The organism is Mycobacterium gallinarum, assembly GCF_010726765.1.
Taxonomy (GTDB): domain Bacteria; phylum Actinomycetota; class Actinomycetes; order Mycobacteriales; family Mycobacteriaceae; genus Mycobacterium; species Mycobacterium gallinarum.
Map to the genome: position 1 here is coordinate 5,527,958 of NZ_AP022601.1, position 13,743 is coordinate 5,541,700.

The window sequence follows — 13,743 nt, forward strand, 5'->3', positions numbered from 1 at the left end:
CCCGCCTTGCACTGCGATGTGTTGATCGTCGGCGCCGGAAGCGCCGGATCGGTATTAGCGGAACGACTTTCGGTTGACTCCAGTCGCCGCGTCACGGTCATCGAGGCCGGCCCCGGCCCATCCGACCCGTCCGTTCTGACACAGATCACCGACGGCCTGCGGTTGCCGATCGGCGCCGCCAGCTCGGTGGTGCGGCGCTATGCGACGACGCTGACCGACGATCCCGAGCGGCACGCACAGATCATGAGGGGTGCGGTCGTCGGCGGATCGGGTGCGGTCAACGGCGGCTATTTCTGCCGTGGACTGCCGTCGGACTTCGACGGCTGGGGGTTGCCTGGATGGGCGTGGTCCGACGTGCTGCCACACTTCCTGGCCATCGAAACCGACCTCGACTTCGGTGGCCCGCTGCATGGTCGCGACGGTCCTATTCAGGTGCAGCGGGTCGCCGAATTCGACGGCTGTACCGCGACTTTCGTAGACGCTGCGGAAAGAGCAGGGTATCGGCGGGTGGACGATCTGAACGGGTCCGCGCCGGACGCCCCGCTGCCTTCGGGAGTCGGCCCGGTGCCGTTGAACATCAACGGCGGTACGCGGGTGGGTCCCGGTGGCGCCTTTCTCAAGCCCGCGATGGATCGCGCCGGTCTCACCGTGCTGACCGATACGAGGGCGACGCGCATCCGGATCGTCGACGGTCGTGCGGTGGGCGTGCACTGCGTCGGACCCGACGGACCAGTCGATGTGACCGCCGACCGAATCGTGTTGTCGGCCGGTGCGATCGGATCCGCGCATCTGCTGATGCTGTCGGGTGTCGGCCCACGACAGACGCTGAGCGCCGCGGGAGTACCCGTGGTGGCCGACCTCCCGGTGGGTGTTGCAACCGCAGACCATCCGGAGTGGGTGCTGCCGGTCGACTGGTCCGAGACGCACGGTCTACCACCACTGGAGGCGGTGCTGACGACCGATGACGGACTCGAAATCAGGCCGTATACCGCGGGTTTCGGTGCGATGGTGAGCGGTCGGCGCGACGACCCCGCCGACCACCCGCACATCGGGGTCGCCCTCATGCAACCAAGATCGCGGGGCAGGGTCCGGCTGGTGTCAGCGGATCCGGACGTCGGCCCCGTCATCGAGCACCGGTACGACAGTGAGCCCGCGGACGTCGCGGCGCTGCGTGCCGGCGCCGAGCTGGCACGCGAACTCGCCGGTGCGCAGGCACAATCCGAGAAGACATCGTGGTCGACGTCGCAACATCTGTGCGGCACCGCGCGGATGGGACGCGACGACGACGCAACGGCGGTGGTCGACACCCGGTGCCGGGTGCGCGGCGTCGACGCCTTATGGGTGGTCGACGGCTCGGTGCTTCCCCGCATCACCAGCCGAGGCCCGCACGCCACCACCGTCATGCTCGGCCACCGGGCTGCCGAGTTCATCGTCTGAATTGCCGGCACCGCCGGCGGCGCCTGAGGTCGACCAGCGCGCGGTGATCCGTTGCGCGAGCCGTGACTGCGTGCCGTCTCGGCCGGGGGCCCAGATCGCGACGAACGCCGCGGCAAGCGCCAATACGATGGCAAGCACAAGCATTGCCAGGCTCATCGAGTCGATGAAAGCGGCCGTAGCCAGGTCCGCCAGGCGGTTGCCCTGCGGTCCCATCTCCTCGGCGATCGCCAGCGCATTGGCAAGGGACTCCAGGGCTCCCGTGCGTATCTGCTCGGGGAAGCCGGTCAGCGTCGGAGACAGTACGTAACCGTACTGCGCCGCCAAAACAGAGCCGGCCACCGCGATTCCCACCGCCGCGCCGACCTCACGCGTGGTGTCGTTGACTGCCGATGCGACACCCTGCTTCTCGGTGGGCACCGCATTCATGATCGCCGAGGTGGTCGGCGCGACGCACAACCCGATGCCCGCACTCGTCACCAGCATCGGCCACATCAGATCGAGATAGGACGATCCGGCGTCGAGATAGCGCATCAGGAAGAGCCCCACCCCGATGAGGAACAAGCCCATTGCGACGGCGGTCCGCAACCCGACCTTCGGCAGGTAAAGGTGCATCGTCGCGCCCAGTATCAGGATCGGCACCGCCAGGGGCGCGAGGGCGAACGCCGTCTGCAGCGGGCTGTAGCCGAGCACGAGTTGCAGGTACTGCATCTCGATGAAGAAGAACCCGAAGTTGGCGAAGAACAGGATGGTGATGCCGATCGATCCGGTGGTGAAGTCGGGTCTGCCGAACAGGCGGACATCCAGCAGCGGATGGCGGCGTCGCAGTTCTACCACCGCGAACGCCACGGCCAGCGCGACACCGGCGGCCATACAGCCCCACACCACCGGATGGGTCCACCCGCGCACCGGTGCTTCCACGACACCGAACACGAAAACCGCGACCGCCGAACCGATCAGCACTGCACCGATGCCGTCGATCGGGGTGGCGGTGTCGTCGCGCGACGACCGAATGGTGAACGTGCAGACAATCAGCGCGAGAGCCGATGCGGTGAACGCGTAGAAGATCGATTGCCACGAGAAGAACTCCAGGAGCAGGCCGGTGCCCATGAATCCGACGATCGCGCCCGAACTGGCGACCCCGGCCCAGATACCAACAGCCTTGTTGCGCTCAGCTTTTGGGAATGCCGCGGTCAACAGGGACAGGGTCGCGGGCATGATGAACGCCGCCCCGACCCCGGCGAGCGCACGGGAGAGGATGATCTGGACCGGACTGTCGAAGAACACCGGAGCGACCGACGCCACCGCGAAGATCGCCAGACCGGCCACCAGCGCACCCCGTCGCCCGTAGCGGTCGCCGATCGCGCCGGCGGGCAGTAGCAGGCAGGCAAGCACGAGGGTGTAGCCGTCCACGATCCACGTGAGTTGCGTCTGTGTCGCGGCGGTGTCCACCGCAAGGTCGGGCAACGCCGCGTTGAGCGCGACCATCGAGGAAATGACCAGCAGGACGTCGAGGGATGCGACCGTGAGTAACCAGAAGCGCCCAAACCGGGACATGGTCGCCAGGTTCGCGTCGATAGTCTGGTCAGGCGGGGCGAGAGTGTCGACCATGGATCGCGCTCCCTTCCAAAGGATAGATTTGAGACTAACAGTCTCGTAGCAAGACCGACAGTCTTGTTCCCACGGAGGAGGTGGCGTAAACGGTGACCGACCCCCCGCGCGGGGACCTACCGCACACAGACCCGCGGCCGGCCCGCTCTCGGGCTCGATTGCTCGAGGCGGCGGCCGCACTGCTGCGTACGGGCGGTCCGAGTGCTGTGACGATCGACGCGGTCACCCGCAGCGCGAACGTGGCCAGGGCCACGCTCTATCGCCATTTCCCCAGCGCCAACGATCTGGTGGGCGCGGCCTTCATGAGCCTGTTGGAGCCGGCGCCGATGCCGCCGACCGAAGGCCGCCTGCGCGAGCAGTTGCTCGTGGTAGTGGAGGGCTGGATCGAAGCGATCGTCGAGGTGCCCATCATGCTCACCGCCCTGACATGGCTGGCGTCAGGACCCGACGCCGGCGACTACTCCGAGGTGCGCCAAGCGGATTCGGACCCCGTAGGCCCGTTACGGGCCCGCATCATCCAGCTGTACTCCGCGCCCTTCGACGCCATCTTCGACAGCCCGCAGGCAGCCGCTGAGATCGAGGTGCCCGACCGCATTCAGGCGATCGCGCTGCTGATCGGTCCGCTGATTCTCGGAAAGCTCAGCACCGTAGCCGATTTCGACTATCACGGGTGTGCCGCGGCCGCTGTCGACGGATTTCTCGCCACCCACGCCAGAAAGTAGGCGCTCAGCGCAGGGAGTACCGGATCGGCAGATGCTTGAGCCCGCCGACGAACGTGGTCGCCGCCAACTCCGGCTCGCCCGCGAGTTCAATGGACTCGAGCCGCGGGATCAATTCGGTGAACAGGCTGTTCATCTCCATGCGTGCGAGCGCGGCCCCAAGGCAGAAATGCACGCCGTATCCGAATGCGACGTGCTTGTTCGGGTCGCGGCCGACGTCGAATTTGAAGGGCTCGTCGAAGACCTCCTCGTCCCGGTTGCCGGAAACATAGGCCAGGTAGACGGATTCGCCCTTGGCGATGGGAACGCCGCGGATCTCGGTGTCCTTGGCGGCGGTGCGCATGAACTCTTTGACCGGCGTCGTCCAGCGGATCATCTCCTCGACCGCGGTGCCCATCAGTCCGGGATCGTTGCGCAGACGCTCCAGCTGGTCGGGGTTTTCGATCAGCGCGAGCAACCCACCGGAAATCGCGTCCTTGGTGGTGTCGTGGCCCGCACTCGCGACGATCACGTAGTAGGAGGCGGTGTCGACCTCGGAGAGCGGTTCGCCGTCGATGCGGCCGTTGGCGATCGCCGATGCCAGGTCGTCGGTGGGATTCTCGCGACGCGACGCGGTCAACTCTGCGAAGTACGTGAAGAAGTCGATCAGGATCGCCAGCTGCTCTTCCGGGGTCTTACCGCGCTGGTTGTATTCCTCGTCGTCGCCGCCGAACAGCTCCTGGGTGAGCTGGTGCATGCGCGGGAAGTCTTCTTCGGGCAGGCCGAGCAGCGACATGATGACGTACAGCGGAAAGTTGACCGCGATCTCCGTGACGAAGTCGCATTCCGGGCCGATGTCGCGCATCTTGTCGACGTAGCGCTTCGCCAGCGCGTCGACGTTCACCTTGAGATCGCGCATTGCCTTGGGGCGGAACCAGTCCGCGCCGATCGCTCGGACCTTGCGGTGGTGCGGATCGTCCATGTGGATCAGGGTGCGCAGCCCCGTTCCCGCTTCGAGTTGCTGCTTACCCAAATCGTCGGCCGCGGCGGTGGCCAGCAGCGGCCGCGGTTCGGACAGGAAGAGGTTGTTGTCCCGTTCGATGGCCATGATGTCGGCGTGCTTGGTGATCGCCCAGAACGGCCGGTAGGGAGCTTTGTCGACCCATGCCACCGGGTTGTTCGCCCGCAGATGGGTCAGAGCCGCGTGCAGCCGAGCGTCGTCGGCATACGCCGTCGGGTCGGCGAAAACTTGCGCGGCATCGTCCATCGTCGGCGTGCTCATACGGGCTCCTCATTTCCGGGGCAGAACGGAACTTGACGGGTGTCAAGTTCGAAGTCTATGTGACGGAGGCCACGCAAGGGAAGAGTGGTCCCTCAGTAGTGTTGGGACCGATGTCTGTTGCAAAGGTCCGCCGTCGAGGCCTCGTCATCGCGGGGGTCTTGATCGTCGTGGCCGCGCTCGCGGGGTGCTCACTCGGCCAATCGGCCACCATCGACGTACCGGACGATCCGGGGGTGGTGCAGACGCAGTCAGGTGCGCTGCGCGGGCTGGTTTCCGAGGACCACCGCCTTTTCGCCGGAATTCCTTATGCCGCACCACCGGTGGGGGCATTGCGGTGGCAACCGCCCGCGCCAGCGGCCGGATGGACCGGGTTCCTTGATGCCACCCGACCCGGCCCGCGATGCATTCAAGACGTCAGCAATGACGTCGACCAACGCGAAACCAGCGAAGACTGCCTGACTCTCAATGTGTGGACGCCACCACCGTCGGGGGAGAAGCGGCCGGTGATGGTATGGATTCACGGCGGCAGCTTCATCAACGGCAGCGGCGAGGTCTACGACTCGCGCCGGCTGGCGAGCCGCGGTGACGTCATCGTCGTCACGATCAACTACCGGTTGGGGACGCTCGGCTTCCTCGCGCACCCGGCACTCGGCCCGGCCGGCGATGTCGGCAACTACGGCCTGGCCGACCAGCAGGCCGCGCTGCGGTGGGTGCACGACAACATCGCCGAATTCGGAGGCGATCCGGACAAGGTGACGATAGCGGGGGAGTCGGCCGGGGGGATGTCGGTGTGCAACCACCTCGTTGCACCCGCCTCGGCAGGACTTTTCAGTGCCGCGATCATCCAAAGTGGGCCGTGTCAGGCGCAATACGACCTGTCCGCCGCGGAGCGGACCAGCGAGCAGTACGCCGCGGAGGTGGGTTGCGGCGATAGGGTCGCCGCGGCGGCATGTCTTCGCGCGCTACCGGCCGAGCGGCTGCAGCGGCCAGTGCTCTACGGACGAATCGGCAGCGAACGCTTGAGCGGACCCGTGACGGGAACCAAGATTCTGCCGGTCGATCCGATGAACGGTGCAGCGCAGGGGCGGGCGGCCAAGGTGCCGGTGATGATCGGGACGACAGCCGACGAGTACACCCTGTTCACCGCGTTGCAGTACATCCGCGGGCGCGCGTTCGGCGCGACCGATTATCTCGGGCTGCTTTCGGAGGCATACGGCGACGCCAATGCCGGGGTCGTCGCGCAGCAGTATCCGCCGGAGCAGTTCGGCGGCAGTGTGCCGCTGGCATATTCGGCCGCGGTGACCGACGGCACCTTCGCCTGTGTGGCAGACCGTCTCGCGGACTCGTTGTCATCAGAAGAGCCGGTGTACTTCTCCGAATTCGACGACCCTGGTGCGCCGGCACCGGAGCCGTTGCGGGCGGCGCCGTTCCCCGTCGGCGCCGGGCATTCGCTGGAATTGCGGTACCTCTTCGACGTGGGCGGAGCGCCGGCGCTCAATCCCGAACAACAGCGGCTGTCCGACGAGATGATCGGCTACTGGAGTGAATTCATATCCTCGGGTTCACCAGGCTCCGGGTGGCCGTCGCTAGATGGACCCGCGGGCCAGCGAATGTCGTTGCAGCCCCGAGGGAATCGTCTGATCAGCGACTTCGGCCAGGTGCACAAGTGTCCGTTCTGGGCGGGTCTGCGGGGCTGAGCGTTCCGCCCCGCGACGGGGCGTCGAGTAACCGTTTGCTTCATCGCCGCAGGGGGAAGTCTGCACCCGTCGATCGGAGCACACCGGTCGCGGCCGAGGGGGCGAATGTGGCACGTTTGGATCGGGTCAGCGGGTACGACGCGTTTTTCCTCGAGCTGGAGTCGGACACGCAGCCGGTGAACGTCTGCTGTCTGCTCGAGCTGGATACGTCGAGCACTGGTGGCTATCGGTACGACGGACTCGTCGACGCGCTGGATGCCCGCGTCGCGGCGGCTCCCGACTTCCGTCTCAAACTGGCTGACAGCCAACTGAATCCAGCCAACCCGGTATGGGTCGAAGATCAGGATTTCCGGCTCGATCGCCATGTTCATCGCATCGGACTTCCGCGCCCGGGCGGGCGATCCGAGCTGGCGGAGATCTGCGGACACATCGCCGCGCTACCGCTGGACCGTTCACGTCCGTTGTGGGAAATGTGGGTGATCGAGGGACCCGAAGAGGCTGATTCGGTCTCGGTGATGATGAAGTCTCACCACGCGGCGGTCGACGGTGTCGGGGGTGCGGATCTCCTGATGCAGCTGTGTGGTCTCGACAGCGGTGTGCCCGTGGCCGAGAAGGTGAGTGGACCGCCCGCCACCGGGCGAATTGAGATGGCGACCGCAGGAATCGCCGACGTGGTCCGCAGACCGTGGCGGCTGGTGACCGCGGTTCCCGACACCGCACGGACGGTGGTCCACACAGTGCAGCGCGCGGTCAGCGGCGAGGCGATGGCACCGCCGTTCGCGGCTCCGTCCACCGTCTTCAACGCACCGTTCACCAACCGGCGAAACGTCGCCTTCACTCAGGTCGAGCTGGCGGACGTGAAGAAGGTCAAGGAGAAATTCGGGATCACCGTCAACGACGTGGTGGTCGCGATGACCTCTGGGGCGCTGCGCCGGTTTCTTCTCGATCGTGACGAGCTTCCCGAGCAGCCGATGGTTGCGACCGTGCCGATGTCTACGCGGGACAAATCAAACCGTCCCGGGCGGAACCACACGATGTGGATGTTCTGTCGGCTTGCGACGGATATCGAGGACGTCGCCGAGCGGCTGGAGACCATCTGCGGCAACATCTCTCACGCGAAAGGCCATGGCAATGAGATGGCGCCGACGCTCATCCAGGATTGGACTGAATTTCTCGGCAAGTCAGTCTTGAACGCCGTGGTTCGGTTGGCCCGCAACATTCCGCTGCCGGACCGGCCGATACACAATCTCGTGCTGTCGAATGTGCCGGGACCGCAGCATCCGCTCTACTTTTTGGGCTGCGCGATCAGGGCGCAATATCCGTTTGGGCCCATCGTGATCGGCGCGGGCCTGAACGTCACGGTGATGTCGCTGAACGGACGGCTGGGTATCGGCGTGATCTCATGTCCCGATCTGGTCGCGGACGTCTGGGATCTCGCTGATGCCTTTCCCGTGGCGCTGGAAGAACTCCTGCAGATCTAGGTGTCCTGCTAGGCCGGCGTCACCCAGCACGTGATGTCGGCGTGCACCACCTCGGTCCCCGTACGATCGACCACCTGCACCGGCACGACGACTTCGGCGCCTTCCGTGATCGACGTGAAGTCCGGCGGATCCAGCCGGGCCTGGGCCCGCAGCGAGGTCGTCGCCTTCTCGATGTACTGCACATTCATCGCCTTGGGGATCCAGCGATGACTCGTCGGGACGGTGGCCTCCATCAACATGCCCATGGCCATCTCGGCGGCATTGCACGACGCGATCGCGTGCACGGTGTGCAGGTGGTTGTAGAGAAAGAACCACTTAGGCACCGCGACCTCCGCAAAACCCGGTTCCATGCGCACGACGTGCGGCGTGATCGATGCGAAATACGGCACCCGGGCCATTGCCGCGATGCTGAACAGCCGGCTGCCGCCCGGCCGGTCGGCAAGATGTTTCCAGACACGATATGTCGTGGTCGAGTCTGCCATGCGCGGCTATCTTACTCCGGGGTAAGATAGCTTCCGCCGCTAACCAGCCCCGCCGGCGGGTTTCCCATGGCCAGGGATTTGGAGCGGGCCCAGATCTAGGGCATACTGTTCGGGTTGCCTTGAGCCGGGACGGACCCCTTTCGGGACCGCCTGGCACGGGGCATACGACCTGCGCCCCCAGGGGCGCGTCCGGTCCCAACCTCGATCGCGACGGATTTCCGACGCGGGCGAGCGTGCGCTAGGGCGACACACCCGAGCGCGGGGGTCGGTGGACCACAGACAGGTAAACAGCGGCGGCATAGCCGCGCGACCGGGGCTTCCCCGGCGCGTGGCAGCAGACCAGAGGTTTTTCACGCCCAAGCGTGGAAGCCCGTTAGTAGTGAGGTAGGAGAAGCGTGGCGGGACAGAAGATCCGCATCAGGCTCAAGGCCTACGACCACGAGGCAATTGACGCCTCGGCGCGCAAGATCGTTGAGACGGTCACACGGACGGGCGCCAGCGTGGTCGGCCCAGTGCCGCTGCCGACCGAGAAGAACGTGTATTGCGTCATCCGGTCCCCGCATAAGTACAAGGACTCGCGGGAGCACTTCGAGATGCGCACCCACAAGCGGCTGATCGACATCCTCGACCCAACGCCGAAGACCGTTGACGCCCTCATGCGCATCGATCTGCCGGCCAGCGTCGACGTCAACATCCAGTAGGAGACCCAAGAGAAATGGCTAGCGATAGCAAATCTGGCGCACCGCGCCGGGGCATTCTGGGCACCAAGCTGGGCATGACGCAGGTGTTCGACGAGAACAACCGGGTCGTGCCGGTGACGGTCGTGAAGGCCGGCCCCAACGTCGTGACGATGATCCGCACTCCGGAACGCGACGGCTACAGCGCGGTGCAGCTTGCATACGGCGAGATCAGCCCGCGCAAGGTGAACAAGCCTGTGACAGGGCAGTACTCGGCTGCGGGTGTGAATCCGCGCCGCCACATCGCTGAGTTCCGGCTCGACGACGAGGCCGCTGCCGCCGAGTACGAGCTCGGTCAGGAACTGACCGCCGAGATCTTCGCCGACGGCGCGTACGTCGACGTGACGGGGACCTCGAAGGGTAAGGGTTTCGCGGGCACCATGAAGCGTCACGGTTTCAAGGGCCAGGGCGCCAGCCACGGTGCCCAGGCTGTGCACCGCCGCCCCGGCTCCATCGGCGGATGTGCCACTCCCGGCCGCGTTTTCAAGGGCACCCGCATGTCGGGCCGCATGGGTAGCGACCGCGTCACGACGCAGAACCTGTTGGTGCACAAGGTCGATGCCGAAAACGGCGTGCTGCTGATCAAGGGCGCCATCCCCGGCCGCAACGGCGGACTCGTGATGGTGCGCAGTGCAATCAAGCGAGGCGAGAAGTAATGGCCGAGAAGACCGAGAAGGCCGAGAAGGCTTTGAAGATCGACGTCCACACCCCCGCGGGTAAGAAGGATGGCTCTGTCGAGCTGCCCGCCGCACTTTTCGACGCCGAGGCCAACATCGCGCTGATGCATCAGGTCGTCGAGGCGCAGCTGGCATCCAAGCGTCAGGGCACGCACGCCACCAAGACGCGTGGCGACGTGCGTGGCGGCGGCAAGAAGCCGTACCGGCAGAAGGGCACCGGCCGCGCTCGTCAGGGTTCGACGCGTGCCCCGCAATTCACCGGTGGCGGGGTCGTTCATGGACCGCAGCCGCGCGACTACAGCCAGCGGACCCCGAAGAAGATGATCGCCGCCGCACTCCGCGGGGCGCTCTCGGACCGGGCGCGCAATGGCCGTATCCACGCGGTGACCGAGCTCGTCGAGGGGCAGGCTCCGTCGACGAAGGCGGCCAAGACGTTCCTGGCGACGCTTCTCACCGAGAACACGGCGCAGAACAATAAGGTGCTGATCGTGATCGGCCGCACCGACGAGACCGGTGCCAAGAGCGTTCGCAATCTGCCCGGCGTGCATGTGCTTTCGCCGGATCAGTTGAACACCTACGACGTACTGAAGGCAGACGACGTGGTGTTCAGCGTGGAGGCCCTGGACGCCTACATCGCTGCTCACACGAACAAGGACGAGGAGGTGTCGGCCTGATGGCTACCGTCACCGATCCCCGCGACATCATCTTGGCGCCGGTGATCTCGGAGAAGTCCTACGGGCTCATCGAAGAGAACGTGTACACGTTCGTCGTGCACCCGGACTCGAACAAGACGCAGATCAAGATCGCGATCGAGAAGATCTTCAAGGTGAAGGTCGACTCGGTCAACACCCTCAACCGGCAGGGCAAGCGCAAGCGCACCCGCGCCGGTTACGGCAAGCGCAAGGACACCAAGCGCGCCATAGTCACGCTCGCCGCGGGCAGCAAGCCGATCGACCTCTTCGGAGCACCGGCCTAATCGGCCGAGGCAAAGGGAATTAGGAAGACTCAAAGTCATGGGAATTCGCAAGTACAAGCCGACGACCCCGGGTCGTCGCGGTGCCAGCGTCTCCGATTTCGCCGAGATCACTCGCGACCATCCGGAGAAGTCGCTGGTTCGCCCGCTGCACGGCAAGGGCGGCCGCAACGCACACGGTCGGATCACCACGCGTCACAAGGGCGGCGGGCACAAGCGCGCCTACCGCGTGATCGACTTCCGTCGCAACGACAAGGACGGCGTCAACGCCAAGGTCGCACACATCGAGTACGACCCGAACCGCACCGCCAACATCGCACTGCTTCATTTCCTGGACGGCGAGAAGCGCTACATCATTGCGCCGCAGGGACTGTCGCAGGGTGACGTCGTGGAGTCCGGCGCCAACGCCGACATCAAGCCCGGCAACAACTTGCCGCTGCGCAACATCCCGGCGGGCACGCTCATCCACGCGGTGGAGCTGCGGCCCGGTGGTGGAGCCAAGTTGGCGCGGTCGGCCGGTGCGAGCATCCAGCTGCTGGGTAAGGAAGGCACTTACGCCTCGCTGCGTATGCCATCCGGTGAGATACGTCGCGTCGACGTGCGCTGCCGCGCCACCGTCGGCGAGGTAGGCAATGCCGAGCAGGCGAACATCAACTGGGGTAAAGCCGGCCGTATGCGGTGGAAGGGCAAGCGCCCGACCGTCCGTGGTGTCGTGATGAACCCGGTCGACCACCCGCACGGCGGCGGTGAGGGTAAGACCTCCGGCGGCCGTCACCCGGTCAGCCCGTGGGGTAAGCCCGAAGGCCGTACCCGCAAGTCCCACAAGCCGAGCGACAAGCTCATCGTTCGTCGCCGACGCACCGGCAAGAAGCACCGGTAGGAGTAAACGATGCCACGCAGCCTCAAGAAGGGCCCGTTCGTCGACGGCCATCTGCTCAAGAAGGTCGACGTACAGAACGAGAAGAACACCAAGCAGGTCATCAAGACCTGGTCGCGTCGATCGACGATCATCCCCGACTTCATCGGGCACACCTTCGCGGTGCACGACGGCCGCAAGCACGTCCCGGTGTTCGTCACCGAGGCGATGGTCGGGCACAAGCTCGGCGAGTTCGCACCGACCCGCACATTCAAGGGTCACATCAAGGACGACCGGAAGGCTAAGCGCCGGTAATGAGTACGACGACTGAATACCCGTCTGCGGTCGCGAAGGCGCGCTTTGTGCGCATCTCGCCGACCAAGGCGCGCCGGGTCATCGACCTGGTGCGCGGTAAGTCGGTGACCGAAGCGCTGGACATCCTGCGGTGGGCGCCGCAGTCCGCCAGCGAGCCGGTCGCCAAGGTCATCGCGAGTGCCGCGGCCAACGCGCAGAACAACGAGGGTCTGGATCCGACCACCCTCGTGGTCGCCACCGTCTATGCGGACGAGGGCCCGACCGCCAAGCGCATCCGTCCGCGCGCACAGGGCCGTGCGTTCCGTATTCGCAAGCGCACCAGCCACATCACGGTGATTGTCGAGAGCAGGCCCAGCCGCGACGGTGGACGGGGCGGTGCTTCCGCACAGTCCGCCAGCGCATCGCGCTCGCGTCGTGCGCAGGGCAGCAAGGCGGCCGCGGCGAAGAAGGCGCCGGCCACCAAGCCGGCAGCCGAGACGACCACCGAGACAGTGACTGTGGAAGCGGCACCGGCCAAGAAGGCTGCCGCAAAGAAGGCTCCGGCCAAGAAGGCCGCCGCGAAGACCAAAGAAGCTTCTGACGAAGCGAAGGAGGGCTCGGAGTAGTGGGCCAGAAAATCAATCCCCACGGCTTCCGGCTCGGTATCACCACCGACTGGAAGTCCCGGTGGTATGCCGACAAGCAGTACAAGGATTACGTCAAGGAAGACGTGGCGATCCGTCGCCTGCTTGCCACCGGTCTGGAGCGCGCCGGCATCGCCGACGTGGAGATCGAGCGCACCCGCGACCGGGTCCGCGTCGATATCCACACCGCGCGTCCCGGCATCGTCATCGGCCGCCGCGGCACCGAGGCTGACCGCATCCGCGCCGACCTGGAGAAGCTGACCGGCAAGCAGGTTCAGCTGAACATCCTCGAGGTGAAAAACCCCGAGTCGCAGGCTCAGTTGGTGGCTCAGGGTGTTGCCGAGCAGTTGAGCAACCGCGTCGCGTTCCGTCGCGCCATGCGCAAGGCCATCCAGTCCGCGATGCGCCAGCCGAACGTCAAGGGCATTCGGGTGCAGTGCTCGGGACGTCTGGGCGGCGCCGAGATGAGCCGCTCGGAGTTCTACCGCGAGGGCCGGGTGCCGCTGCACACGCTGCGTGCCGACATCGATTACGGGCTCTACGAAGCCAAGACGACCTTCGGTCGTATCGGTGTGAAGGTCTGGATTTACAAGGGCGACATCGTCGGCGGCAAGCGCGAGCTCACCGCCGCGGCTCCGGCAGGCGCGGATCGTCCGCGTCGCGAGCGTCCGTCGGGCACCCGTCCGCGTCGCAGTGGTGCATCGGGTACCACCGCGACGAGCACTGAGGCTGGTCGTGCCGCCTCCGGCGGCGAAGCCGGTCCCGCGCAATCGGGTACCGAAGAGGCACCCGCCGCCGCGGAGGCGACGGCAGGCACCGAGGCCGCTGCCGGCGAGGCGGCATCCTCTCAGCCCACGGAAACCACGGAGAGCTAGCC

The 13,743-nt window shown here is 65.9% G+C and carries 15 protein-coding genes; 12 read left to right on the forward strand and 3 right to left on the reverse strand.

What is annotated here, in order from left to right; genetic code table 11:
• Window positions 1–6: 6 nt before the first annotated feature.
• The gene (gene mftG, locus G6N42_RS27305) at window positions 7–1,437 is read left to right on the forward strand and encodes a mycofactocin dehydrogenase MftG (RefSeq protein WP_163735427.1); all 1,431 of its coding nucleotides are present in this window, start codon (window positions 7–9) and stop codon (window positions 1,435–1,437) included.
• On the opposite strand, the gene G6N42_RS27310 is transcribed toward mftG, so the two are convergent.
• Window positions 1,336–3,045, reverse strand: a complete 1,710-nt coding sequence (locus G6N42_RS27310; RefSeq protein ID WP_163735429.1) for an MFS transporter — start codon at window positions 3,043–3,045, stop codon at window positions 1,336–1,338. The genes mftG and G6N42_RS27310 overlap by 102 nt on opposite strands.
• Before the next feature lie 92 nt (window positions 3,046–3,137).
• Here G6N42_RS27310 and G6N42_RS27315 point away from each other — a divergent pair, with 92 nt between their 5' ends.
• On the forward strand, window positions 3,138–3,767 hold the full coding sequence (locus tag G6N42_RS27315; RefSeq protein ID WP_163735431.1) for a TetR/AcrR family transcriptional regulator: 630 nt from the start codon (window positions 3,138–3,140) through the stop codon (window positions 3,765–3,767).
• A 4-nt stretch (window positions 3,768–3,771) separates the two neighbouring features.
• Here G6N42_RS27315 and G6N42_RS27320 read toward each other — a convergent pair whose 3' ends face one another.
• Window positions 3,772–5,025 carry a cytochrome P450 gene (locus G6N42_RS27320; protein WP_163735434.1) on the reverse strand — a complete coding sequence of 418 codons (1,254 nt, stop codon included), beginning with the start codon at window positions 5,023–5,025 and terminating at the stop codon, window positions 3,772–3,774.
• A 110-nt stretch (window positions 5,026–5,135) separates the two neighbouring features.
• On the opposite strand from G6N42_RS27320, the gene G6N42_RS27325 reads away from it, so the two are divergent.
• On the forward strand, window positions 5,136–6,722 hold the full coding sequence (locus tag G6N42_RS27325) for a carboxylesterase/lipase family protein (RefSeq protein ID WP_163735438.1): 1,587 nt from the start codon (window positions 5,136–5,138) through the stop codon (window positions 6,720–6,722).
• Window positions 6,723–6,838: 116 nt separating this feature from the next.
• Window positions 6,839–8,203: a WS/DGAT/MGAT family O-acyltransferase gene (locus G6N42_RS27330; protein ID WP_163738406.1), complete on the forward strand. Its 1,365-nt coding sequence runs from the start codon at window positions 6,839–6,841 to the stop codon at window positions 8,201–8,203.
• 8 nt (window positions 8,204–8,211) lie between these two features.
• Here G6N42_RS27330 and G6N42_RS27335 read toward each other — a convergent pair whose 3' ends face one another.
• The gene (locus G6N42_RS27335) at window positions 8,212–8,685 is read right to left on the reverse strand and encodes a hotdog fold domain-containing protein (RefSeq protein ID WP_163735440.1); all 474 of its coding nucleotides are present in this window, start codon (window positions 8,683–8,685) and stop codon (window positions 8,212–8,214) included.
• Window positions 8,686–9,080: 395 nt separating this feature from the next.
• Here G6N42_RS27335 and rpsJ point away from each other — a divergent pair, with 395 nt between their 5' ends.
• The 8 genes from rpsJ to rpsC are packed head-to-tail and all read left to right on the forward strand — an operon-like array spanning window position 9,081 to window position 13,741.
• Window positions 9,081–9,386 (forward strand): 30S ribosomal protein S10, encoded by a 306-nt coding sequence (gene rpsJ, locus G6N42_RS27340; protein ID WP_003883485.1) that lies wholly within the window; start codon window positions 9,081–9,083, stop codon window positions 9,384–9,386.
• A 14-nt stretch (window positions 9,387–9,400) separates the two neighbouring features.
• Window positions 9,401–10,078 carry a 50S ribosomal protein L3 gene (gene rplC, locus G6N42_RS27345; protein WP_163735443.1) on the forward strand — a complete coding sequence of 226 codons (678 nt, stop codon included), beginning with the start codon at window positions 9,401–9,403 and terminating at the stop codon, window positions 10,076–10,078.
• Window positions 10,078–10,773 carry a 50S ribosomal protein L4 gene (gene rplD, locus G6N42_RS27350; RefSeq protein WP_163735446.1) on the forward strand — a complete coding sequence of 232 codons (696 nt, stop codon included), beginning with the start codon at window positions 10,078–10,080 and terminating at the stop codon, window positions 10,771–10,773. The genes rplC and rplD overlap by 1 nt, the downstream gene beginning before the upstream one ends.
• Window positions 10,773–11,075: a 50S ribosomal protein L23 gene (gene rplW / locus G6N42_RS27355; RefSeq protein ID WP_014209146.1), complete on the forward strand. Its 303-nt coding sequence runs from the start codon at window positions 10,773–10,775 to the stop codon at window positions 11,073–11,075. The genes rplD and rplW overlap by 1 nt, the downstream gene beginning before the upstream one ends.
• 37 nt (window positions 11,076–11,112) lie before the next feature.
• Window positions 11,113–11,952, forward strand: a complete 840-nt coding sequence (rplB, locus tag G6N42_RS27360) for a 50S ribosomal protein L2 (protein WP_083124619.1) — start codon at window positions 11,113–11,115, stop codon at window positions 11,950–11,952.
• Between the two features lie 9 nt (window positions 11,953–11,961).
• Window positions 11,962–12,243, forward strand: a complete 282-nt coding sequence (gene rpsS, locus G6N42_RS27365) for a 30S ribosomal protein S19 (protein ID WP_066907363.1) — start codon at window positions 11,962–11,964, stop codon at window positions 12,241–12,243.
• Window positions 12,243–12,848: a 50S ribosomal protein L22 gene (gene rplV / locus G6N42_RS27370; protein ID WP_163735449.1), complete on the forward strand. Its 606-nt coding sequence runs from the start codon at window positions 12,243–12,245 to the stop codon at window positions 12,846–12,848. The genes rpsS and rplV overlap by 1 nt, the downstream gene beginning before the upstream one ends.
• On the forward strand, window positions 12,848–13,741 hold the full coding sequence (gene rpsC / locus G6N42_RS27375; protein WP_163735452.1) for a 30S ribosomal protein S3: 894 nt from the start codon (window positions 12,848–12,850) through the stop codon (window positions 13,739–13,741). Before rplV ends, rpsC begins: the two co-directional genes overlap by 1 nt.
• Window positions 13,742–13,743: the final 2 nt, after the last annotated feature.